The 19,365-nt window shown below is 67.2% G+C and carries 21 protein-coding genes; 6 read left to right on the forward strand and 15 right to left on the reverse strand.

The annotated features are described in order from the left end of the window. Window positions 1-265 precede the first annotated feature (265 nt). From IG98_RS0142130 to IG98_RS0142165, 8 genes are all read right to left on the reverse strand, one after another. A complete protein-coding gene (locus IG98_RS0142130; protein WP_211264357.1) occupies window positions 266-610 on the reverse strand; it encodes a DsbA family protein in 345 nt (114 codons plus the stop codon). A gap of 68 nt (window positions 611-678) precedes the next feature. After that, window positions 679-897 carry a hypothetical protein gene (locus IG98_RS51635; RefSeq protein ID WP_157594857.1) on the reverse strand — a complete coding sequence of 73 codons (219 nt, stop codon included), beginning with the start codon at window positions 895-897 and terminating at the stop codon, window positions 679-681. 1,049 nt (window positions 898-1,946) lie between these two features. After that, window positions 1,947-3,056, reverse strand: a complete 1,110-nt coding sequence (locus IG98_RS0142140) for a Glu/Leu/Phe/Val family dehydrogenase (protein WP_030925831.1) — start codon at window positions 3,054-3,056, stop codon at window positions 1,947-1,949. Next, on the reverse strand, window positions 3,049-3,783 hold the full coding sequence (locus IG98_RS0142145; RefSeq protein ID WP_030925833.1) for a baeRF10 domain-containing protein: 735 nt from the start codon (window positions 3,781-3,783) through the stop codon (window positions 3,049-3,051). Before IG98_RS0142145 ends, IG98_RS0142140 begins: the two co-directional genes overlap by 8 nt. A gap of 210 nt (window positions 3,784-3,993) precedes the next feature. Then, window positions 3,994-4,839, reverse strand: coding sequence for a universal stress protein (locus IG98_RS0142150; RefSeq protein ID WP_030925836.1), 846 nt, complete (start codon window positions 4,837-4,839; stop codon window positions 3,994-3,996). 5 nt (window positions 4,840-4,844) lie between these two features. After that, on the reverse strand, window positions 4,845-5,288 hold the full coding sequence (locus IG98_RS0142155) for a DUF2267 domain-containing protein (protein ID WP_030925838.1): 444 nt from the start codon (window positions 5,286-5,288) through the stop codon (window positions 4,845-4,847). Between the two features lie 62 nt (window positions 5,289-5,350). After that, window positions 5,351-6,286 (reverse strand): ribose-phosphate diphosphokinase, encoded by a 936-nt coding sequence (locus IG98_RS0142160; protein ID WP_030925840.1) that lies wholly within the window; start codon window positions 6,284-6,286, stop codon window positions 5,351-5,353. A gap of 79 nt (window positions 6,287-6,365) precedes the next feature. Then, the gene (locus tag IG98_RS0142165) at window positions 6,366-6,782 is read right to left on the reverse strand and encodes a CBS domain-containing protein (RefSeq protein ID WP_030925842.1); all 417 of its coding nucleotides are present in this window, start codon (window positions 6,780-6,782) and stop codon (window positions 6,366-6,368) included. Between the two features lie 617 nt (window positions 6,783-7,399). Here IG98_RS0142165 and IG98_RS0142170 point away from each other — a divergent pair. Both IG98_RS0142170 and IG98_RS0142175 read left to right on the forward strand, forming a co-directional pair. Beyond that, window positions 7,400-7,795, forward strand: a complete 396-nt coding sequence (locus IG98_RS0142170; RefSeq protein WP_245651941.1) for a CBS domain-containing protein — start codon at window positions 7,400-7,402, stop codon at window positions 7,793-7,795. A 514-nt stretch (window positions 7,796-8,309) separates the two neighbouring features. Then, window positions 8,310-8,912 carry an acetate--CoA ligase family protein gene (locus IG98_RS0142175; RefSeq protein WP_245651942.1) on the forward strand — a complete coding sequence of 201 codons (603 nt, stop codon included), beginning with the start codon at window positions 8,310-8,312 and terminating at the stop codon, window positions 8,910-8,912. A gap of 146 nt (window positions 8,913-9,058) precedes the next feature. Here IG98_RS0142175 and IG98_RS0142180 read toward each other — a convergent pair whose 3' ends face one another. The 4 genes from IG98_RS0142180 to IG98_RS49770 form a co-directional block, all read right to left on the reverse strand. Then, window positions 9,059-9,478 carry an archease gene (locus tag IG98_RS0142180; RefSeq protein ID WP_030925848.1) on the reverse strand — a complete coding sequence of 140 codons (420 nt, stop codon included), beginning with the start codon at window positions 9,476-9,478 and terminating at the stop codon, window positions 9,059-9,061. Window positions 9,479-9,495: 17 nt separating this feature from the next. Beyond that, window positions 9,496-10,896 (reverse strand): RtcB family protein, encoded by a 1,401-nt coding sequence (locus IG98_RS0142185; protein ID WP_281178610.1) that lies wholly within the window; start codon window positions 10,894-10,896, stop codon window positions 9,496-9,498. 118 nt (window positions 10,897-11,014) lie between these two features. After that, complete coding sequence (locus tag IG98_RS0142190) at window positions 11,015-12,349, reverse strand: phosphoribosyltransferase family protein (protein ID WP_030925853.1); 1,335 nt, start codon at window positions 12,347-12,349, stop codon at window positions 11,015-11,017. A 692-nt stretch (window positions 12,350-13,041) separates the two neighbouring features. Next, window positions 13,042-13,206: a universal stress protein gene (locus IG98_RS49770; protein WP_245651943.1), complete on the reverse strand. Its 165-nt coding sequence runs from the start codon at window positions 13,204-13,206 to the stop codon at window positions 13,042-13,044. Window positions 13,207-13,721: 515 nt separating this feature from the next. Between IG98_RS49770 and IG98_RS0142200 the strand changes: the two genes are divergently transcribed. Further along, on the forward strand, window positions 13,722-14,141 hold the full coding sequence (locus tag IG98_RS0142200) for a CBS domain-containing protein (protein WP_030925857.1): 420 nt from the start codon (window positions 13,722-13,724) through the stop codon (window positions 14,139-14,141). A gap of 244 nt (window positions 14,142-14,385) precedes the next feature. Here IG98_RS0142200 and fbp read toward each other — a convergent pair whose 3' ends face one another. Next, window positions 14,386-15,513 (reverse strand): fructose-1,6-bisphosphate aldolase/phosphatase, encoded by a 1,128-nt coding sequence (fbp, locus tag IG98_RS0142205; protein WP_030925859.1) that lies wholly within the window; start codon window positions 15,511-15,513, stop codon window positions 14,386-14,388. A gap of 547 nt (window positions 15,514-16,060) precedes the next feature. Further along, the gene (locus IG98_RS0142215; RefSeq protein WP_030925863.1) at window positions 16,061-16,306 is read right to left on the reverse strand and encodes a hypothetical protein; all 246 of its coding nucleotides are present in this window, start codon (window positions 16,304-16,306) and stop codon (window positions 16,061-16,063) included. Between the two features lie 592 nt (window positions 16,307-16,898). Here IG98_RS0142215 and IG98_RS0142230 point away from each other — a divergent pair. From IG98_RS0142230 to IG98_RS0142240, 3 genes are all read left to right on the forward strand, one after another. Further along, window positions 16,899-17,321 carry a CBS domain-containing protein gene (locus IG98_RS0142230; protein WP_030925865.1) on the forward strand — a complete coding sequence of 141 codons (423 nt, stop codon included), beginning with the start codon at window positions 16,899-16,901 and terminating at the stop codon, window positions 17,319-17,321. 390 nt (window positions 17,322-17,711) lie between these two features. Then, window positions 17,712-17,975, forward strand: a complete 264-nt coding sequence (locus tag IG98_RS0142235; RefSeq protein WP_157594859.1) for a hypothetical protein — start codon at window positions 17,712-17,714, stop codon at window positions 17,973-17,975. After that, the gene (locus IG98_RS0142240; protein ID WP_030925871.1) at window positions 17,972-18,778 is read left to right on the forward strand and encodes an HPF/RaiA family ribosome-associated protein; all 807 of its coding nucleotides are present in this window, start codon (window positions 17,972-17,974) and stop codon (window positions 18,776-18,778) included. The genes IG98_RS0142235 and IG98_RS0142240 overlap by 4 nt, the downstream gene beginning before the upstream one ends. 227 nt (window positions 18,779-19,005) lie before the next feature. Here IG98_RS0142240 and IG98_RS49775 read toward each other — a convergent pair whose 3' ends face one another. Then, complete coding sequence (locus IG98_RS49775; RefSeq protein WP_169750292.1) at window positions 19,006-19,323, reverse strand: STAS domain-containing protein; 318 nt, start codon at window positions 19,321-19,323, stop codon at window positions 19,006-19,008. Between the last annotated feature and the right edge of the window lie 42 nt (window positions 19,324-19,365).

A 19,365-nucleotide genomic window follows, 5' to 3' on the forward strand; every position in this document is an offset into this window, starting at 1 on the left:
AAACGGCGCACACAGCAGCTCCTTCGTCGAGTTCGAGCCGTCGGGCGCGAGGTGTCGCCAATTCGCATCTGATGCAATATGCGGCGGTTCACGAATACGCCCGAAACGGGCCGCGGAGGTTCCCTTAGCAGGTCTGACCTGCAAGACAGACCACCCTCGCATCTTGCGAGAGGTCTTAGCCAGGGCGGCGAGTGGGCTCGTGGTTGATGGGTGTTCTACGGGTGGTGCACTCGGCCGGACGATCGCTTTCCCGACGGCGATCCGCCTAAAGTCCGGTGCCCGTGTCGGCGGCTGCTCGCAGAACCTGCCGGAGCTGGTCGAGGCCGGGCGCTCCGGCAGGGCCGTCGGGGGTGCGGTAGAGTCGGCAGGATAGCGCCGGGGCGGCGCCGGGCTCGGCGAACGGGTCGTGGCCGTCGATCAGGATCGTCGGGGAGCCGGTGAAGCCCGTCCGCTTGGCGTCGGCCTGGTCGGCAATCACCCGGGTGGTGAAGCCGGTGGTGTGTAGCCCAGCCTTGCCCAGTGCCTGCCGCAGCCGCTCGGCGGCGAGGTGTCGATTCGGGCAATCGGGCACCACCAGGACCTCGATCTCCACATCTCCAGCATCGTGCATCCCTGCGCGGTACGGGCCGAAGGGGCCGACCTGTCCTGGCAGCGCGCCGAGCAGTGGTGCGCCGCCCTTCATACGGTGCGGGTGGCGGTGCTGGGCGCCTCCACCGGCATGTCCTGACCGGCGGGTTCGGGCTCGGCGAGCATCTGGGTGACGACCTGCTCGGCCACGCTCACCCGGTCGAGTTCGTGTTGGACGTCGGTCAGTTGCTTGGTCAGGTGCTGTGCCGATCGGCCAGTTCGGCACGGCGGGCGGCGATCCGTTCCAGCCGTGACAACACCCTGCCTCACCTTCCACGATTACCGTGGATAACCACACGAATACGGATCATAGGGCGGATGTCGTCGGCCGCTGCAGAATCCGCCAGAAACACTGACTCGCTGCTGGCAGATGATCACTCGTCATGATTCCCGGGCACCACCAGCCCGAGTACGCCCAACCACGATCAGGCCAGACCCCTGACCTGCGGTTTCAGGTTGAAACGAGCCCATAGGGTGATTCCGTACGTTGATCGCTTCCGCTACGGTCCTGACCGGTTGCGGTATGGGGTGGTCGATGCCGACCCGGATCTTCTGTGAAGATCAGCTGGAGCGGTTGCGTCATCGTACGTCAGCAGCAAGTTCTTCATTCGTACCGGGACCCCTAGATATCACCGTGGACGTCGAGGCGGAGCTCGCCAACTTTACGGCGGCGGCTGGCGACGGCTGCGCCCGGCCCCCTCAACTCGAACCGATATGAGTGCCCACGAGGGCCTGGGCAAGAGTAACTCCGCACCGTCGGCCAGTGTGGGTGATCCTCCACCGCCGGCAAGCCGCGCGGGACGGGCTGAAACGCGAGTCTCAGAAGCGGCGGCAGGATCGCGCGGAGAGCATGTCCGGAATGGCCCTGCGTGGGTTGGGCGTCTCGCGCTGTGAAGGTGCGCTCGCGCAGGGCCCCGCCAGGCGCAGGACCTGCCAAAGCCACGCGTGGATGACCGCTGGCCTGGGCGACAGGTCATCATGGAGCGCACCCCGATGATGGTGGTAGCGGCATCATCGTGGCAATGTGGTAATCGCAACTCATCGATTACTGAGCGCGATCAGTTGACTTCTGAAATTCAGGTGGTGTGCGGCTGGCTGCTGGAGGGCCAGGCTCAGGCAGCGCCGTGTCTCGCAGCTGGGCGCGGGCCTTTCTCAGGGGGCCGAGAATGCGATCGCGTAGCGGTCCAGGCAGTTGAGGCGGGGGTGGTCCGGCTTCTGGAAGGCGGGAACGATCCCTGATCGATATCCACGCCAGCTGCCGCACCGATCTCATCCCGAACAGTCAGTGAGGACGTTGATCCGTACACACGCAAGCCCGGTCAGAAGCGGCGACGGTAGGCCTCGGCGGCGCGGATGCGAGCCATGGCCATGTCGATGGCGGCCTTGCGGGGGAGGCAGCCGTCATGCGTGACTCGGTCCATCAGCTCCGTCGTGTTGCTGCGGATCTTCTCCTCGATCGTGGCCAGGGCCTGGGCCGGGCTGCCGCCCGCGTATTCGACCGTTGCGCAGATCACACCGCCAACGTTGGCGATCACATCCGGGACACACAGCACGCCACGCTCGTGGAAGATCTGTTCGGCTTCGGGGGTGGCGGGAATGTTGGCGCCCTGAAGGATCACCTGGGCGCGGACGTGGCGCGCGTTGTCTTTGGTGAACACGTCGGGCTGGGCGGCCGGAATGAGCAGCTCACAGGGCATCGTGAGGATCTCGTCGCGTTGCCGTGCGCTGCCACCGGGGAAATCGGCCACGTGTCCGCCCGCATGTTTGAAAGCGATCAGCTCCTCCACGTCCAGCCCGCTCAGCTCCGATATGGCGCCCCTGCTGTCGGACACGGCGATCACGACCGCCCCACGCCGCTTCAGCATCAGCGCGGCGTGCGTGCCCACCGCGCCGAAACCCTGAACGATCACCCGGGCGTCCTCAAGACTGATCACTCCCGCTTCGGCGAGCGTCTGCGCGCAATAGGCCAGGCCATACCCTGCCGCTCCCAGCTCGTCCAGAGGGATACCGCCGAGCACGCCGGGCAGGCCCACCGACCGTCCGATCTCGTCGTGGATCACCGCCATGCAGGACTCGTCAGTGCCCATGTCCGGGCCGGGAATGTAGTCCGTGAGTGGCTCGATGGCCCTGGCGAACGCACGCATCTCCCGATCATGAGGCTTGCTGTCCATGATGGGTGCCAGCGTGATCCCCGCCTTACCGCCGCCGAAAGGCAGACCCGCGGCGGCGTTCTTCAGGGTCATCGCCCGAGCCAGACGTGCCACCTCGGCCGGGCTCACCGCAGGCGTCTGCCGTACCCCGCCGACAGCAGGCCCGAGAGCCAGGTTGTCCACCACAACGACCGCCTCCATCCAAGGCGTCGGCCGCAGGAACACCACTCTCGCCGGGCCCATCTCGTCGCCCATCCAGCTGGCATTGATCTCACGCATGAAACCCCACCCCCTCGACCCGGACACGGTCGTCGACGAGCAGCAACCTGACCGCCCGGGCGTTGACGGCCGCCAGACAGCCGGCCAGCCCGATGACCGCATGATCCCCCGCAGCGGCGTCACCCGCCACCTCCGCGACCAGCTTCTCATCATGATCAGCGAGCCAGCTGGCCACCATGTGGTCGGCGATCGGCTTCACCTTGCCGGGGTCGAGGGTGCTCGGGTCCACGACGAAGTGGCCGGCCACCCGCGCACGGAGACAAGCCGGCAACTCATGCACGACGAGGGGGATCTCGTGCTCATGAGCACCGAGCACCAGCAGGTCGATCGCCTCTGCGCCCATGGTCCGTCCGATCGCCGCGGCGACGTTGCGGTAGTGGCGCACGCGGAGCCCTTGCGTACGAGAGCGGACACGGTGTTCGGACAGCCCGTACCAGCCCGCGAAGTTGGGTTTGCGCGGCGCCTCGTCGGTGATGGTGCTGATCTTCGCGATGTTGTCGCTGATCCAGATCCAGGCGTGCGCCTCGTCGACCACGGCGATGCAGTAAAGGTGGCAGCGGTGCACGGCCGTGATCAGGGGCCGTAGATATGGCTTGGTCCCCATTGTCGCGGCGTACGGGACCGGGCTGGGCAACCGGAGTCGTTCGAAGAGGCCACGGGCATGCGCGGCGAAGACGGCCACGCCGTCGCCAAGCCAGCCGAGTGTCCCCTCCACCGCCGCGTGCACGTCGTCGAGAGTGGCGGTTGTCCACGCGGCCTCTGGCGGCCCGCCGGACGAGGTGCTCCACGTTCGGCAGGACTCTCGTGAATTTCACGGGATCGGCGGGAACGGTGTAGTAGGCCGACACGATCTCCGGCGCCGGAGTCTCCGCCTTCACCAGCCGCTTGACGAGCAGGTGATGTGACATAACGGCCTCCCATCGCCTGTCGAAACGCTTCAGTCGGTTCGGACGCGTGGCCGTACGACGGCCACCGGGCAGGGGGCGTAGTGCAGGACGCCGTGGCTGACCGAGCCGAGCACGGCCGAGCGGATCACTCCCCGGCCGCGCGAGCCCACGACGACCAGGTCGGCACGAGCGGACGCCTCGCACAGCGCCGCGATGGGATTCCCGCGGAAGACCGATACGGTTACCACGACGCCGGGGTGCCGCTTCGTCCACGGTGTCAGCACGCTGCGAGCACGTTCCTGCTGTGCCTGGGCGATGATTTCGGGGCCTGCCCTGCTGGATGGCATGTCCCAGGCGTGCACGACCTGCAGCCGGGCACCGCGTGCCTGCGCCTCCTCGAAGGCGTAATCGAGGGCCGGGTGTACGGCGTCGTCGGGATTAACTCCGGCCACGATCTCGCCCTGCACGATGGCGGGTGCCCCGCGGACCACCACCACAGGCCCTGCCACGTGCCCGGCCAGGCCCAGTCCCACCGAGCCCAGCAGGAGCCCGGCGAATCCGTCCAGGCCGCGGCTGCCCACCACGATGGTCGCGGCCTCGACGGCTTGCGCGCGCAATATGTCGGTGGTGTTGCCGTAGAGCAGTTCGGTGCTCACTTGGACGTTGGCGTGGTACTCGGCCGCCAGCGCGGCGGCCTCGGCCAGCAGCCGCTCACTTTCCTGGCGGGCCGCGTCGTCAAGCGAGCGCTCATACGGTTGCCCGCCGTAGACGGGCGGTGCCACGACATGGACGATCCGCAGGTCGCAGCCGCGTCGAGCCGCGTCATCGGCCGCCCACAGCACCGCGGCCAGCGCTGCCCGGGAGCCGTCCACACCTACGATGATCGGTTCGGACATACGGGTCAGCCCCTTTCGGTCGGCTCTGCGGGCCGCAACAGGGCGCGCACGTCCTGCGGCAGCCGCTCGAGCATGTGTATGACCGGCGGTTCCGAGAGTTCCTTGCACAGGACCGCGGTGACCGCGGAGGCGAGCTTGGGTACGTCGCTGAGGGCGGTGCGGCTGGAGCGGGCGAAGTGCTCGATGAACTCTTCCCGGCTGCGGCGGATCGGCACGTGGCTGGGATCCCAGCCGTTGTAGTACACCCCGCGGAGCAGATCAGGCAGTTGCGCGGCGAAATGGGCCGCGCTGTCGACCGTCAGGCCATCCCTGACCGCGTGCAGCCAGGCCTTCAGCACCCGCTGGGCGAAGTCCCGGTCCTCGGTGCCGATCGCCTCAGCAAGGTCGGTCAGCCACCGGTTGGTGGTCTGGATGGTGTGCTCGATGCTCTGTACTCGCGTGTGCGACATTGTTCCTCCCGATGTCGTCTCCTGTTCGCCAGTTCAGCCGCGCGCCGGTCGCCGTGGGACCGTCATGCCCGTGCCAGCAGGTCGTCCAGGGGCTCGTCTCTGTGTAGGCGCCTGATGGCATCGGCCAGCAGCGGAGCCACTGAGCACACGCTGAGCGGCATCTCCGGTCTGGTCGGCTGGGCGACGGTGTCGGTGACCAGGACCCGCTGGATCGTGGCGCGGCCGAGGCGCTTGGCCGCCGACTCCACGAACAACCCGTGGGTCGCGACCACGATGATCTCCGGCGCGGCGCCGTGGTCGGCCACGACCTCCGCGGCGGCCTCGATCGTGCCGCCGGTACTGATCATGTCGTCGACGATGACCACTGGACGATCTCGGACGTCTCCTACCAGTTCCTCGGCGATCACGCTCGTCCCGCTCAGCCGGGTCTTGCGCACCACCGCCACAGGCCGCGACAGCAACCGGCCATAGTGCTCAGCCAGCTTGACCGCGCCGAGATCGGGTGCCACCACCACAGTGCCGTCCCGCACCTGCTCACCGAGCGCCTGGGAAAGGACTGGCACGGCCGTCAGCATCTCCGCCGGAACAGCGCAGATGGCCTCCAGCGCGACTGTGTGAGGATCCACCACGATCAGACGCCACATTCCGGCCGAAGCGAGCGCGTTGGCGACGACGTGGACTCCGATCGCTTGCCCGGCCCGGCCACGACGGTCCTGACGGGCATACCCGAAGTACGGCATGACCGCGGTGATCCGCGCCGCACCCGCTCGACGGCAGGCATCGACCAGCAACAGCAACTCCATCACGTGCTCGTTGACCGGCGGACCCGTGGGCTGAACCAGGTAGACGTCCGCGCCCCCCAGCCCGTCCACGACGGGCCGGAGCTCACCGTCCGGAAACCGCTCCACCACCGCTGCGGCCGGCTCGATGCCCAGCATCGAGGCGACGGAACCGGCCAGCGCACGGTTGGCCGTTCCCGCCACGATCTGCAGCGTCATCGGTGTTCCACCTCCGCTCGTAGCGGGGCATCAGGCCGGTTTGCTGCGACCTCCACCGGCTTCCTGCTGACTGCCCTGGTCATGGGCTTGCACAGATCGCCTCCACGAAGCGGCCGACCGTCTCTTCGGGCAGGTGCCGAGCCAGGTCGGCCTCGCTGATCAGCCCGACGAGCCGGTGCTGGTCGATCATCGGCAGGCGGCGGATCCGGTGCTGCTCCATGGCCTGGAGTACCTGCTGGACGTCCGCGCCGGCCTCGACGGTGATGGGCTTGCCCTGAGCCAGTTCGCCCGCGGTGACCGTGTTCGGGTCACCTCCGGTGGCGACGCACTTGAGCACGATGTCCCGGTCGGTGATGATGCCATGGAGCCGGTCGTCGCCGCAGATCGGCAACGCCCCGACGTCGAGCTCGCGCATGCGCTGCGCGGCGAAGGCGAGATTCTGGCGCTCACCTATGCACTCGACGCCTGAATGCATGATGTCCCGTGCCGTCGTCACGATTACCCCCTTCTGGGCAGTCCACCCTTTCCGAACCACCCATCCCCTTCCCTGCACTTACCCATCGGCTCTGCCTCCTATCAGGCATGACGAGATGGGCCGACGGCCCTCAGCGGCGAAGCGAGCGACAACGCCAGCTCAAGGCCCTGCCTGAGGTCACCCTGGCGGGGTCTTCTCGCACTGCTGCGTCCTCACCTTCAACATCACCCGCACAGTAGGAGCTCCAGCTGTCTCTGGAGTTCGACCTGGCACCCTTTCCCCAGAAATCCATTCCTGCCCCACCCGGTTCGGCGACCAGGGGCCGCAAGGAAGCATCACTTTCGTTCACTCGGGCGATGAAGTCCCGCAGGTGCTGGTTGGCCTCCCCGGCGGCCACGAATGCCACCAGGCGAAGGACAGGGGCAGCAATGACAGGCGGAGCGGATCGTGGGCGGAGTGGCCGGATCCGCATCATCGGACGGGCCGGCCTTCGACAGGAGCGATCTTTACCCATTTCAGGTGACCGGCTCCCCGACGCTTGGGCCGACTTGGGGTACGAGGAGTCGGAGGGCTTCGTCGAGGTGTTCGGGAGGTGAGCGATGGAGGTAGGGGAATCCGGGAGGAAAGCCCGGGATGTGATGCATGAGGGAGTTCAGTGCATCGGCGAACACGAGAGTCTGCGCGTCGCCTCACAGATGATGTGCGATCTCGGCGTCGGTGCGCTGCCCATCTGCGGAGACGATGACCGGCTCAAGGGGATCATCACTGACCGGGACATTGTGGTCCTGTGCTGCGCTCATGGCATGGACATCGACCAGACCACCGCGGGGGAACTGGCTCGTGGCCTGGTATGGGTGGACGCCGATGCCAGCCTCGAGGAGGCGCTGTTCGCGATGGAGCAGCACCACATCAAGCGCCTGCCCGTGATCGAAGACCGCCGTCTCGCCGGCATCATCAGCGAAGCCGACCTCGCCAAGGAGTTGCCCGACAGTAAGCTTGCCGAGTTCGTTCACCGCGTTTACGCGCTGGACTGACACGCTCGGCTGGTGAACGGATTGTTTTCCTTCCGCTCTGGTGGTCGCCGGAAGGGCGCGAGACATGGCCGATGTAGAGTGGCTCATCAACCTGGGTCCAACGATCACTCGATCCTGCCCTCTGCCAAGAGGACCGCGTGGCACCTGGGGCACCCCCGTGCAGGATGTTCGGGAACAAAAGGTCCGGTTCAGCCCGGGGGTTTCCTCCACGGTGAGTGTCGAGGCACCGAGCTCGATCTACGCGGTGCTGCACCGTGCTGGCCTGCGTCGCCGGGCATGACGACCTAATCGACGGCCGGATTCCCAGCTACGCCTTCCCCGAGCAGGCCGTCGAAGCCCTCGCTCACGCCGTCCGGCACGCCGAATGGCGCCGCCGCCCTGCCGAACCCGCCGCCCCGCCCGTGCGGGCGGACACCGAGACGGCGCGGCAGATCATCCGGGCGGAGCTGCCGCGCATCCCGAGGGCCGCTGGCTCTCCCCGGCAGCTGCCGGAGGGCTGCTGGGCTGCTACGGCGTGCCTGTGGTGGCCTCCATCGACGTGGACGATCCCGAGGCCGCCGCCGGGGCGGCCGCGCGGCTCGGGCCACCGATCGTGCTGAAGGCCGTGGGCCCCGTGCACAAGAGCGAGGCCGGCGGTGTCCGGCTCGGCCTTCGCACTCCGGATGAGGTCCGGCAGGCGTACCAGGAGATCTCCGAACGCGTCGGCCCGGACATGACCGGCGCAATCGTCCAGCGCATGCTGCCGGCCGGTGTCGAGATCATCCTTGGTGGCGTCAACTACCCGGCGTTCGGACCGCTGGTCATGGCGGGCATGGGCGGCGTGCTGGCCGACCGCACCTTCCGGGTGCCGCCCGTCACAGACCCGACCGACATGATCGGCGAGCTGCGCTGCTCCCCGCTGCTGCACGGCTACCGCGGCTCGCCACCCGTCAACGTCGACGCTCTCGCCGACCAGATCACGCGAATCGGCAGGCTGCTCGACGACCTCCCTCAGGTGGCCGAACTCGACCTCAACCCGGTCATTGTCACCCCGGACGGCGCCACCACGGTGGACGCGCGCATCAGGGTGGCGCCTTGCGAACCGCCGCCCCCGCCACTGCTCCGGCGGCTGCGCTGACCAACGCCTGTCCCGTTCAAGACTTCCGGCCCTGCGCTGCTCTCCTCCCGCCATTATCGGGATCAGGTGACGCTCACATTCCTCAGCATGCGCTTCCGAGTCGATAATCTTGTGCCGGTCAAGAGATCGATCACGTCCAAGCGGCGTCATACGTCCAGGGTCACCGTGCAGGTCCACCGGTCTGCGTGGTGTTCGAAGGTCAGCTGATGCAGGGCGACGGCCTTGGGCACCGCTCCGGTCTGGGGTACGGCCGCCAGATCGGCCATGGCCAGGTGGAGTCGCAGACGGTTCTGATCGTGCACGGCCGCCGCCTTGATCGGGATCCGTCCGGTGGTGTCCATCAGGTAGATGACCTCGTCAAGAACGGCCACCAACTGATCTTGAGGTTCGCCGGGATCAATGCAGAGGTTGTGCTCGCCGGTGGCGGCGGCGCCGCGCAGGTCGAGGAAGCTGTCCGCCATGCCGAGCACCGCCTGGGCGATGCATTCCCCTGCGGTCGATGCCCAGGCTTGGATCCGGGTGTCGGCGGTGTGGGGAAGGGGGCGGTGGCCGGCATCGGCGCTCATCGGCGTTCCCTTCTCGTTCAGCCTTTGACGACGCCGAGGGGGACCAGGCGGGCGACCTTGCGGCATAGCCCTGCTCCCTCGCTGGCGGTGACCACGGCGTCGACGTCCTTGTAGGCGGTGGGCGTCTCCTCGGCCAGCCCGCGCCAGGTCGCGCCGCGTACGGCGATGCCCTGCTCCTCCAGGCGATCGCGCAGCTGCCGGCCGCTGATGGACCGCGCCGCCTGGTGGCGGCTTTGGGTACGGCCCGCGCCGTGGCAGGTGGAGTGGAACGCCTCACCGCCGGGAACGCCGGTCAGCACGTAGGAGGCGGTGCCCATGGTGCCCGGGATCAGCACAGGCTGGCCCACCGGGGCCAGATCGGCCGGGAGATCGGGATGGTACGGCGGCAGCGCCCGGGTGGCGCCCTTGCGGTGGACGCACAGTCGCATGCCGTCGTGTGTTTCGATCTTGGCCAGGTTGTGCGAGACGTCGTACACCAGATCCAGGCGGCCGTCGGCGATGTCGGCGAAGGCCCGTCGCGTGGCCTCGCCGAGCAGTTGCCGGTTGGCTCGCCCGTAGTTGGCCGCGGCGGCCATGGCAGCGAGGTAGGCGCGGCCTTCGGGGGAATCGACCGGGGCGCAGGCGAGTTGCCGGTCGGGCACGGTGATGCCGTAGTGCGGCATTGCCTTTTCCATCGCGTGCACGTGGTCGGTGCAGATCTGGTGGCCGAGCCCGCGCGAGCCGCAGTGGATCATCACGCACACCTGGTCACGGCTCAGGCCGAACGCGGCCGCCACCGCCTCGTCGTAGACCTCCTGCACGGCCTGGATCTCCAGGAAGTGGTTGCCGGAGCCGAGGCTGCCCACCTGGTTCAGTCCCCGCTCTAGGGCCCGGAACCCGACCTGGGAGATATCGGCGTCGGCGACGGCGCCGAAGTCCTCGCAGCGCTCCAGATCCCGCGCCACGCCGTGGCCCTGCTCGACGGCGTACCGGGCGCCGCCGCACAGGACCTTTTCGAGCTGTGGCCGCCCGGCCAGATGCCAGACGGCGCCCCGGCCGGTACCCCGCGGGATGACATGATCGAGGCGATCCAGGAGCCGTGCCAGCCAAGGCGCCAGCCGGTCGCGATCGAGGTCGGCCGCGAGCAGCCGTACCCCACAGGAGATATCGAACCCGACCCCGCCCGGGGAGACCACACCTCCGGCCGCGATGTCGGTGGCGGCCACGCCGCCGATCGGGAACCCATAGCCCCAGTGCACGTCGGGCATGGCGTAGGAGGCTCGGACGATGCCCGGCAGGGTGGCCACGTTGACGACCTGCTGCAGCGCCTGCTCCTCCGGAAGCAGGACGCGAGAGGCCAGGACGACGCCAGGCACCAGCATCGCTGCATGCCGCTCGATGCGAAAGCGAAAGGACGTTTCCTCGATTAGTTCGATCATGTGTCCCATTTTCGCCCCAATGGTGTGTGGCGGTGAGGCGACCGATGTAGCGTCCGAGGGGCCTGCTTCGAACACCCCTGGCCCCGGTCCGGCACCAGCGGAGGCAGCGCTGAGCTTCTCAGCCCACGCGGGTGCCGAGATGGTCGGTGAACCAGTCGCGTGCCAGGTCGGCGACGTTCTCCAGCGCTCCGGGCTCTTCGAACAGGTGTGTGGCATCAGGGATGACCTCGAGGCGGTTCTCGCAGCGCAACCGCTGTTGTGCCGCTCGGTTGAGGTCGAGCACCAGTTCGTCGCGGCCTCCCACGATCAGCAGCGTCGCCGCGCGCACTGCCGGCAGCCGCGGTCCGGCCAGATCCGGTCGTCCGCCTCGTGAGACGATGGCGGTCGCCCGGCTGGCCGGTTCAGCCGCTGCCCACAGCGCGGCCGCCGCCCCGGTGCTGGCTCCGAAATAGCCGACCGGCAGTCCCGCGACCTGAGGCTGGCCACTGAGCCATGCCGTCACCTGCGCGAGCCGTCCGGTCAGCAACTCGATGTCGAACACGTTGCCACGGTCGTACTCCTCCTCGACCGTGAGCAGGTCGAACAGCAAGGTGCCCAGACCTGCCTGGTTGAGCACCGAGGCCACGTACCGGTTGCGTGGACTGTGCCGGCTGCTGCCACTGCCGTGCACGAAGACCACTACCCCCGCAGCCTCCTCCGGCACGACGAGTTGCCCCGGCAGTCGGACAGGACCGGCATCCACCAGCACCTCGACGGCAGCCTTCGGCGAATCAGATTTCACCACGCGACCCTTCTTGGCCACCGCACCCTCGGCGGCAGGTGGTGCGGCCCGCTGCAGCAGTTCGATCACCTGCTCGTCAGTGGTCTGGGTGAAGTCGGCGTACCAGGCGCCAATGGCCCAAAGAGCGGTAGGTGTCTCCAAACAGATCACCTCGTCGGCGTCCTCGCGCAGTCTCGCGATCGTGTCCGGCGTTCCGACAGGGACCGCCAAGATCACTCGCGAGGCCCCGCGCGCATGAGCCACCTGGCAGGCGGCGCGAGCGGTGCCGCCCGTGGCGATCCCGTCGTCCACGACGATGACCGTACGGCCGGTGAGGTCGACCGGTGCGCGATCAGCGCGAAAGCGGAGCGCACGGCGCAGCACCTCGGCCTGCTCGCGCTTCTCTACCGTGGCCATCTCCGCGTTCGTCACATCCGCCAGCCTGACGACGTCCGAATTGATGACGCGTATGCCACCTTCTCCGACAGCACCGAATCCCAGCTCCGGCTGGAACGGCACGCCCAGCTTGCGGACCACGATCACATCCAGCGGCGCGCCCAAGGCCTGGGCCACCTCGAAGGCCACGGGTACGCCGCCTCTGGGCAGCCCCAGAACGACCACATTCTCCTCGGTGACAAGCCCGGTCAGACGTTCGGCCAGACGCACACCCGCATCATGACGATCAACGAACACTCGGCGTACCTGCCTCCCCCGACGCTTCGCCGTACCTCACACGAATCCCCACGTCGGTGGTGAAGGACACCCCTCTCATCACCATCAGGCGGTAAGGAGCCTGGTGCGCAGGGTCGAAGGGCCCACAATTCGTGAGCCCACCCCGGGGTCACGCAGTACTCTGCCCAGATGGATGACTGCGGCTTGCCGATCTCGCTGGCGACGGGCTTGAGCAGGTCATCCACCGTAAGCACGCCGATGACGACTTCCTCGTCGAGCGCGGGTAGCCGGGGGAACACCTCGAAGGCCACGTCGAGATCGTCGCCTGACCTACCGTTACCGGATCGGGAGTCTTCACCTGGCTGACCGGGAGATCATCGCCCACCCCCGAGCAAGTGCGCGAATAGCCAGATCGCGATCGGTCGCAATACCGACGAGGCGCCACGCATCCGACAGGACTACACAGCCGACACCGTGGTAGTCCATATGCTGTGCGACATTACGGATAGTCGCGCAAACGGCGGGGGCCACCGCCGGCGTGGAAATTACGTCCCTGATCTTCATGTACGCACCCTCGTTCGTGGGCCTGATGCTCGCGATACGGTGCAGAACGACAGGCATAGAAAGCCCGGCATCAGTGAAAAGACCCTCGCGAGCAGTTGGCCCAAGGCTTCTCCTACCCGTCTGGTGGGCGGGGTCAAGGCGACGGGGCATCATGCTTCCTGCTCAACAGGCCGGTGCGGGTGCGGCCACTGCCAGGCGTGGCAGACCAGAATAGGCAACTCCCCTAGCAGCGCTTCCTGGACGGCCCAGCACAGCGCCTTCTCGCTCTCCGGCGATTCGTCATAGCCGATGAGTATGGGGCGCCGCTTGTTCACCTGGCCTCCCAGGGGTTCTGCCGACCTTGCCGCGTGTTCCCCGCGAGGCCGATGACACGAGATGTAGGCCATCAAACTCTTGTCCCTGACTTCTTGACCACACCGCCGATGGCTCTCGGGCGCGAGCCAAACAGACATGCGGTTGTCCAGGCGTGAACATCCTGCGAGCGGAGTACCTGCCGGTGGCGTCGAGAAGGTCGGACGGACCCCGCCTCATGCGACGTCCATGGGTTTCTACATGCCGGGTCACCACCGTTGACGCTTGTCACTTTTCCGGAGGTGAATATTTCGGGCACCTTCCTTGCCCCTCCGGAGGGAAGCATGCCCGAACACTGGCCTTCCGGAAGATTGGGCGATCTGTTCTGGGCCGCAAAATCGGCGACTGATGTGACTTCCGTGCCTGGGCGCGGGGCATCATCGAGGCGAGAGCGCCGATGCGGTCGCTGCACGCTGACCGGCTGGGGCGTTGCGTCGGCCTCCCCTCCACGAGTGCTGTCGCCGGCTAAGGACCTGCTATGAAACGCCACGTTCGGGACGTGATGACGAGGGATGTCGTGATGGTGAGCGTCGATTCCACGCTGGTGGCCGCGGCTCGGGAGATGCGCGAGTACGACATCGGTGACGTCTTCGTCATGGAGGACGGGCGGCTGTTCGGAGTGCTGACCGACAGGGACATCGTGGTGCGGGCGATCGCGCTCGGCCTGTCTCCCGAGCTCGTCTCGGCAGGTGACATCTGCAGCAGGAAGCTTGTCACGGTCTCTCTGGACGATGGGGAGTGGTACGCGGTGGAGCTGATGTGCCTGCACGCGGTACGCCGGTTGCCCGTGCTCGACGGCGAGCGGCCGGTGGGCGTGGTGTCGCTGGGCGACCTGGCCGTCGATCTGGAACGCGACTCCACGCTGGCGTCCATCAGCGCAGCTTCACCCAACAGATAAGGCCCTCCGCGCCGGTTCCCCAGGAACGAGGCTGGGAGCGAGCGGTACGTCGTGGGGCCACCGGGACACCGCGTACAGTACCCGCCGCGGGGCATGCCGGATGGCGGCCCCCCGACCGTCCCAGCTCGCGGCCTGCAGCGAGGGCGCTGATCCGTCCACACCGACGATGATCGGCATTGTCATGGCTGTCGCCTCGAACGCATCGATGATTCACGCTCAAGGGCAGGACGAGGCTCCGCTACCTTCACCTTCTGCTCGTCCCGGCCGTCGCGAGTTCGGTTGTCATCGGTGTCCAGCGGCTGGCGAGCCTCTTGGTGAGGACGGTCATGGTGGTGTATTCGAGGTCTTCCAGGGGCAGCCGGTGCGGCTCGAATGGGCCATGGCGGCGGAAGTAGTCCATGGCCTCGTTGGCCTGCTGGCGTGCCCGGTCGAAGGCGGGGTCAGCGAACAGGTCGCGCGGGCCGATCAGCTTGCCGTCGTGGATCTGGAAGCCCAGGGCGACCACGCGCGGTGGGCCGTCGAAGCGCGACGGGTGCGCGTGCCCGGCCGAGACGGGCATGATCGGGGTGTGGTGTGAGCCTCGCATGCAGCCGGCGACCCCGTAGGCGAAGGTGAACGGTTCCAGCACCTCGCCCACCGCGGGTAGCCCGGACTGGCAGCGGACGATCATGACGGGGTCGTCCTTGCCGACGTACTTGCCGGCGATGAGCGACAACCGCTGCGTGCTGGTGGCGGCGGCGGTCTCGCCGAGCGTCTTGGAGCGGACGCTGTGGATGACGTAGCGGGCCGGGGCGCCGATGTACATGAGCATCTCGTACAGCTCGGCCGGGCAGTCGAAGAGGATGCGCTTCTCGTCGTACAGGTCGTAGACCTCGAAGGTGAAGCCGGCGTGCATCTTGGTGTCGATGACCAGCCCGGCGGTGTTGAACGGGTCGGCGAACATCTTGTACAGCGGCAGGTTCCACGCGCCCGGTTCGGTCTTGTCTGCCAGGAAGCAGATCACCGGCTCCGATGGCCGCTCTTCGAATTCGAGTTCGGCGTAGCCGGGACCCATGCCGCGCAGGTTGCCGGAGAAGGCGTCCGACAGCAGGTCCTGGCCGGCGCCGTACAGGCCGAGCTGCTTGGCGATGCGGGTGGTGGCCTGGAAGGTGTCCCAGGCGAAGGAGTGGATGAGGTCGGTGTCCGGGCCGTAGGTATGCGTCATGATGAGCGAGAGGTCATCGCCGCAGCTCGCCACGTGTCCGTCGATCAGCAGCCCCGATTCGACGGCTCGGGCTATCTCACGGCCAGCTTCGCTCATCATGTCCGGATGCACAGCCGTATGGCCGACGAACCCCCCGGTGTCGGCCTTGATAATGCTCAGAGTAATCACGTTGATCGCCCCCGGTTGAGTCTTTCCCTCAGCCTCGGTTTGTGGTCTTTTGTCCTAATAGAGAATTTTGACCCTAACAGGAAGGGGCTTTCGTACCGGAATACCGCCAGGCAGGCGGTCTCTCAGCGGTGGGTGAGCCTGTCGTGGTGCTCCTCCGTGGAGATTTCACCGCGGGCGTACCCGTTCTGCCAGGACGTCCCGCGCCCGACCCAGGCTCGACCGTGCGATCGGCGGGGTCGGGCTGCGAGGCCGTGACCGCCCGAACGAGGAGCCAGGTCGCCAAAGGCGAAGAGGGCCGCTACGAGCAGCATCATCAGTATCCGCCAGAACCAGGCCCATCCGCCGCCCATGCGGCCCCAGCCATCACAGGGGGGCGTGACTATGCAGGGCATGGTCATGTGCCTTCCCCTCCGATCCTCCGGTGAGACGTGCCAGGTCTTCAGTGGGGCTCCGCGTAGCCGCGAGGCTCTCCAATCCCGGCGCTCTCATGCCGGACGTCCGGCCTCCTCCGTGTGGCATCGGGAGAAGCCGTGACCGCGTCGCGCCGTCAGCGAGCGAAGACCGCGCGCAGTGCAAGAGTGCGCTCCACCTCCGGGCGCACCAGCATGACAACGGAGACAACGGAGGCGACGGCGATCCACAGCGTGAACGCGATGCCCAGGACGTAGGCTTGAAGCATCGCGAACCCGGTCGGAGTGGCGAGGAAGCTGCCGATGCCCGTGATCAGGCCGATCACGGCGACGATCATGCCCAGCCAGCCCAGCCACGGCCCGGCGATCTCCCTGCCCACCATGGCTAGACGTCGCGGGCGGCCCGGCCCATGGGGCTGTCCACGTACACCGGGACCTTCGGGATCATGCCGAGGTGCCGCAGCTCCCGGAGCCAGTAGATGCGGCGTGGTTCACGGCGAAGGCGGGGATGTGTCCTGACGGGTACCGGCACCGCCCAGGAAGGTCAGCCTTGACGATCTCGGGCCACCTCTCTTGCTCGTCATCATGTGTCCCAGGTGGAGTCGTCTTGCTTCCTCTGGAGCTCATCGAGTCGAGTTCGGCGATTGGCGTGGCGGGTTCGTTGTTGGAGGATGTGGTAGAGGGCGTCCCCGTTTCTGGTGACCTGTTCTGGGGGCAGGGATGCCGAGCCGTGGAGGAGCTCGTGGTCTGAGCCAGGATGCTACGAATGGCGGGCCTGCACCTTGAGCCGGTCCCCGACGGCGGTGAGAGCCTTTCAGGTACGCCGGTGGTTTCCGAGCCCGTAGGACGACAAGCGCTGCCATGCTCCGGATCCGGTTGTCGAAAGTGCAGGTCAAGGACCTGTTGGGCGAGGTTTCCCGGCCCGGGGGCAGAGCAGGGAAGGCGAAAAGGGCCCAGAGAGAAAGAAGATCGACTATGACGACAGCACGTGATGTCATGCACCGCGGCTGTGAGTGCCTGCGGATCAACGACAGTCTTGCCGAGGCCGCCCAGCGGATGGCTGAATTGAATGTCGGCTCCTTGCCGGTCTGCGACGAGAACGGCCAGCTCAAGGGGATCATCACCGACCGTGACATCGTGGTGAAATGCACCGCAAAGGGCAAGAACCCAGCCGAGGTCAAGGCTGGCGACCTCACCGAAGCCCCGGTGCGGTCCATCGACGTCAACGCCGACATCGACGAGGTTCTTCACCAGATGGCCGAGCACAAGATCCGCCGCATGCCGGTGCTGGAGAACAAGGAACTGGTCGGCATCATCAGCCAGGCCGACCTCGCGGCAAAGCTGCCCCAAGACAAGGTCGGCGAGTTGCTGGAAGCCATCTCGGCCACCTCCCACTGAAACGGCCATGACCCGGCCCCGGAATCGATGTTCGGCTACCACGAGGTTGAGGAAACAACCCACAGGGAGTGCTTCACCGAGTCAAGGGCCCCAACCAAACGAGTGAGGGCGAGGGGTGGGCGTCTGGCAGGTCCCTTCCCGGACACCTGTGTGCCGTCAGACATCCACGTTTCCTTGTCTCAGGGGACCCTCCCGGATCGGAGTCCTCTCCCTCGCATGGACACCAAGTCATCGGCCGATGATGCTGACTGGCCGCGATGAACCTCATGCTCGCCCTGTTCAACCTGCGGCCTGGCACCTCGCCTGCCGCCGAAGGACATAAGTCCCTGTGATACTAGTGCCGGTTCTGGGAAGGGTGGAAAGGGAGAGCGCTTATGGGAGGTGGGTCTGATGTCCCAACCCAAGCCCGATATGGTCCCTGCGACCGAACAGACGCATCCGCTCGAGCTCGAACTGAACCTTCTCAAGGCCCGGGTCAGCAAAGCCGAGAAGCAGATCCAAGCGTTGGCCGAGGCCCATCTGGCCCTCGCGCGTGGCCTGGAGGCCGGGCCGCTGGAGGAGCCCGGGCAGATGCACCCCGCACAGGCCGCGCGGCTCGCCCACGAGCTACTGCTCGCCGCTGGCCTCGTCAGGAGCGGAGGTGACACGGCATGAACCGTCGGCACGCCTCCATCGCTCTTGACCCCGGCGAGGTGCAGGTGGAAACGCGCGGCGCCATCTCACCCGGTGCGGCCGACGATGCTCGCGAGGTGGTGGCGGCATCGACCGCGGCCGCCCACGAATCGGTGCTCTTTGCCCGGGTCAAGCTCAGCGCCTCCGCCGATCCTGCCGTGGCCCGCCCCTGCACCGCGCAGGCGAACCTCGACGTCAGCGGACGGCTCATCCGAGCGCAGGCGGTCGCCGAGTCGATGCACCAGGCCATCCGGCTGCTCGGAGACCGGCTTCGGGTCCGGCTGCGCCGTACCGGCAGGGACTGGGAGGACCTGCGGGGGCGACGTGCGGAGGACGCCGACCACGAGTGGCGGCATTCCAGCCCTCATCGTCGTCCTCTGCTCTACTTCCCCCGGCCCGAAGGGGAGCGGGAGATCGTCCGGCACAAGACCTACGAGCTGACCTGGGCCACGCCCGACGAAGCGGCCTTCGACATGGAACAGCTCGATTACGACTTCCACCTGTTCACCGAAGCAGAGACCGGCCAGGATAGCGTCATCTACCACAGCCAAGACGGTTACCGGCTGGCGCAGGTCGACCCCGCGCCCTACCGGCTGGGCCCGGTGTCGATCCCCCTCACGGTCAGCTCTGCACCGGCACCCGTCCTCTCTGTCAGGGAAGCGGTGGAACGTCTGGAGACCACCGGTTCACCGTTCGTCTTCTTCGCCGACGCCGGTACCGGGCGGGGCAACGTCGTCTATCACCGTTACGACGGCCACTACGGCCTTATCACGCCCAGCAGGTGACCAGTCAGGTCTCGTCGACGCTGGTCACGCTCGCAGCCGGGAGTCCTGCCGGTTAGTGAGAGGTCGGCCACGAACTCGCCACCGCCCACCGATGCGCGAGCTGGAGGCATGACGCGAAATGGGGCCTTTCGTGAGACTTGGCCGCGGCGCCGCCCTCGGCGTGGCCGGCGCGAAGGACTCAGGTCCAGCCGATGCGCCTGCGTGAGGTGGCCACGGCCAGCGCCTGCTCAAGGCTGGCATGCACCAGCAGGTACCGGTCCCATACCGGTGAGCCGTAGAACACGGACGGGCTCACGCTGCAGGCCGGCGAGCCGAAGGACGCCACCATCGCGGCCGACCTCGTGCCGTATGCGCAGCAAAACGTTCAAGCCGCTGCAGTCCATAAAGCGGGTGCCGATCAGGTCGATGACGACCTGATCACCAGGCCGGCGGGTACGGCGCACAAACTCCTCCACCTGATCGGCGGTCGCCAGGTCAAACTCACCGCCGATGGTGACCACAGTAACCCCGGGCAGGTGCTGCCGCGTGAGCGTGAGCTTGCCCACGCGGCAGCACATGCCGGATTTACTGCGGCGGCGGCCCGCGCT

Source organism: Streptosporangium amethystogenes (assembly GCF_000721075.1).
Lineage (GTDB): Bacteria > Actinomycetota > Actinomycetes > Streptosporangiales > Streptosporangiaceae > Streptosporangium > Streptosporangium amethystogenes.

Bases quoted from the DNA above. Each gene is read 5' to 3' on its own strand.
- IG98_RS0142130 (WP_211264357.1), bottom strand. From the start codon at position 610: ATGCACGATGCTGGAGATGTGGAGATCGAGGTCCTGGTGGTGCCCGAT.
- IG98_RS0142140 (WP_030925831.1), bottom strand. From the start codon at position 3,056: ATGCGTGAGATCAATGCCAGCTGGATGGGCGACGAGATGGGCCCGGCG.
- IG98_RS0142150 (WP_030925836.1), bottom strand. From the start codon at position 4,839: ATGTCCGAACCGATCATCGTAGGTGTGGACGGCTCCCGGGCAGCGCTG.
- IG98_RS0142155 (WP_030925838.1), bottom strand. From the start codon at position 5,288: ATGTCGCACACGCGAGTACAGAGCATCGAGCACACCATCCAGACCACC.
- IG98_RS0142160 (WP_030925840.1), bottom strand. From the start codon at position 6,286: ATGACGCTGCAGATCGTGGCGGGAACGGCCAACCGTGCGCTGGCCGGT.
- IG98_RS0142170 (WP_245651941.1), top strand. From the start codon at position 7,400: ATGCATGAGGGAGTTCAGTGCATCGGCGAACACGAGAGTCTGCGCGTC.
- IG98_RS0142180 (WP_030925848.1), bottom strand. From the start codon at position 9,478: ATGAGCGCCGATGCCGGCCACCGCCCCCTTCCCCACACCGCCGACACC.
- IG98_RS0142185 (WP_281178610.1), bottom strand. From the start codon at position 10,896: ATGATCGAACTAATCGAGGAAACGTCCTTTCGCTTTCGCATCGAGCGG.
- IG98_RS0142200 (WP_030925857.1), top strand. From the start codon at position 13,722: ATGAAACGCCACGTTCGGGACGTGATGACGAGGGATGTCGTGATGGTG.
- IG98_RS0142215 (WP_030925863.1), bottom strand. From the start codon at position 16,306: ATGGTGGGCAGGGAGATCGCCGGGCCGTGGCTGGGCTGGCTGGGCATG.
- IG98_RS0142230 (WP_030925865.1), top strand. From the start codon at position 16,899: ATGACGACAGCACGTGATGTCATGCACCGCGGCTGTGAGTGCCTGCGG.
- IG98_RS0142235 (WP_157594859.1), top strand. From the start codon at position 17,712: ATGTCCCAACCCAAGCCCGATATGGTCCCTGCGACCGAACAGACGCAT.
- IG98_RS0142240 (WP_030925871.1), top strand. From the start codon at position 17,972: ATGAACCGTCGGCACGCCTCCATCGCTCTTGACCCCGGCGAGGTGCAG.